The 2,359-nt window shown below is 44.7% G+C and carries 1 protein-coding gene and 1 pseudogene; both read right to left on the bottom strand.

Annotated features, from left to right (window positions below; translation table 11 throughout):
* Window positions 1-1,529, bottom strand: a 1,529-nt coding sequence (locus QUB61_RS38960; protein WP_333190448.1) for a cache domain-containing protein, incomplete at its 3' end; no start/stop codon positions are given.
* Between the two features lie 78 nt (window positions 1,530-1,607).
* Window positions 1,608-2,359, bottom strand: a pseudogene (locus QUB61_RS38955) (PP2C family protein-serine/threonine phosphatase); the annotation flags it as partial.

Genomic DNA, 2,359 nt, shown 5'->3' with positions numbered 1-2,359 from the left:
GTGACATCGCCGATGCCAAGAGTGACAACGCCATCGGTGTTCAAGACATCATAGTAGTCGCCGCCGACTTCATCGGCAGCCTGCATATATGCGGCAATATCGAGCCCGTCAATTTTCAGTTCCTCAGCGTTTGGCAGAATCATCTGCTGCATTTGACGCACGATATCCAATTCAGCACCCATGCGAAGATTTTCTTGCTTGAGTCTCTCGTTGAGGGTAATGATTTCGTGATTGGCAGTTGCTAGTTCTGTCGTGCGTTGTTTGACTTTATCTTCTAACGTGTCAAACAATTCCTTGAGTTGGTCTGCCATACGGTTGAAGGAGTTTCCCAACTTATCAAGTTCAACGAGGCGAGTGTGTTTAACGTATTGCTTCAAGTTGCCATCTGCCATGTCTTCTGAGGCTTGGGTAATCCGCTCAATGGGGCGAGTAATCCAACCAGCGGTGAGAATACCAATCAGCAGCGCCATCATCAACGCTACCAGAGACAACCCCATTGTGGTACGAGTATTAGCATTGATTTGACCCATGAAGTCGGATTCTGGAACTACAGTCACGATTAGCCAGTTCAAGCCAAACTGGTCTTGCCAAGGATGAACACGGACAAAGTGAGGTTGTCCTTGAATTTGAAAGTTCAACGTTTGCCTTTCTCTAATTCGCTGAAAATTACTAAACCGATTTTTTAGAGTTTGAGCAGTACTTTGAATTAACGGATCGTTAATGTTTAACGCATTAAAGCGTTGGGTCTTACCATTTACTTTGGCAAAAGAGGGTTGAGAACTAGAATTGGCGATTAACTGCCCATCTCGTTCCATCACAAAGACTCGTCCTGATGAGCTAACATTTAAGAGGCGCAAAAAGTTCGTAATATTTGATAGTTGTAAATCAACCCCAGTCACGCCAAGTAATTTGCCGTTTTTTGCATAAATGGGACGCACTGCCGGTAGAGAAATGAAGTTTATTTCCTCAACAGAGTACACCGAACCCCAGGTTGGTTTACCTGCTTTAGCCGCCTCAATATACCATGAGGATGCCACGAAGTCGTCGGTCCAAAACCGTAACACTTTACCCCGCTCGCCCTGCTTGTTCACGTCATAGGTAGCTACTTTTCCGTTTGTTCTTGCAGAGAGTTCATCAATGATGACTCCTTCTCCTGGAAAGTATTTGCCAGCCCCAATAAAGCGTCCATCTGCTAACGTATTTGAAATATAGCCAACATTATTAAAGGCTTGCACCTGCTTCCAAAAATAACTTCCAGCCAGGTCAAAGTTTTCTATATTGAGTAATCCTGTCTCGATTGCATCAATATTGATCTGATTAATTCGGTGAGGTATTGAAAGATAGTCATTTAGCTGCTGAGCGGTTTGGTTGCTCACCTCAGTCATCAACTGGTTGGCAAGATCGGTTACGGCGTGTTGTCCGTTGCGTAATGAAAGATAGCCGACTAATCCAACTGCTGCAACAATTTGCAGGATAAAGGGTACTACGAGGGCAGTGCGGAGGCGGAATTTAAGGGAGCTGTTCTTCATAAAAATTTTCACGGGGATAGCGGTTAAGTAAGAATAGTTCACCCTTTTAGTATCGCTTCCATCTGTGGCAATGCGTTATTATACTTTGGTTTCTACCTGTTGCTTCAAAACCAGCAATGTGATGTCATCAAACACTTTTTGATTTCCTATATGTCGCCGTAAATCTTCAATCACCGCTCGCTTAATTTATTTTGCAGAAAAATGCCAGTTTTGGCTAATGATGTCACACAGTTGCTCAAGTCCATACTGCTTTTTGTTAATGTCTTTTGCTTCGGGAATACCATCAGTATATAGCACTATACCATCTCCTAGCTTTAGCTCAATTGAAATAGGACTGATGAACTCAGTAATGTCCTCGTCGAGGGCAAGGGGAAAACCTAAATCCATCGTGCCGATGCGCTCAGCCTGTCCACATTGGCGCACAATAATTGTTTCTTCATGCTGACCACTGATGCTGACCCATCCTTTTGAGTAATTTAAAATCGCTAGGGTGAGACTTTTGTCGGAATTCATGCGCTGCACGTTTTTATACAGGGTGCGGTTGAGCGCATCTAAGAACCGAACCGGATCAGTTTCGCGGATTTCCTTGAGGGTACGAACGGCGGTTTGCGCCATCAGCATCAGGATGCCGCTTTCGAGTCCATGTCCAGTGACATCGCCGATGCCAAGAGTGACAACGCCATCGGTGTTTAAAACATCATAGTAGTCGCCGCCGACTTCATCGGCAGCATCCATGTATCCAGCAATATCGAGTCCTTCAATTTCCAGTTCTTCAGGATTGGGCAGAATCATTTGCTGCATTTGACGCACGATATCCAATTGAGCACCCA

The sequence above is a fragment of the Microcoleus sp. C2D2 genome (assembly GCF_036702495.1).
Lineage (GTDB): Bacteria > Cyanobacteriota > Cyanobacteriia > Cyanobacteriales > Microcoleaceae > Microcoleus.
Note: the sequence above shows the minus strand (reverse complement) of the source record. Positions and strands in the feature narration are given on the sequence as shown.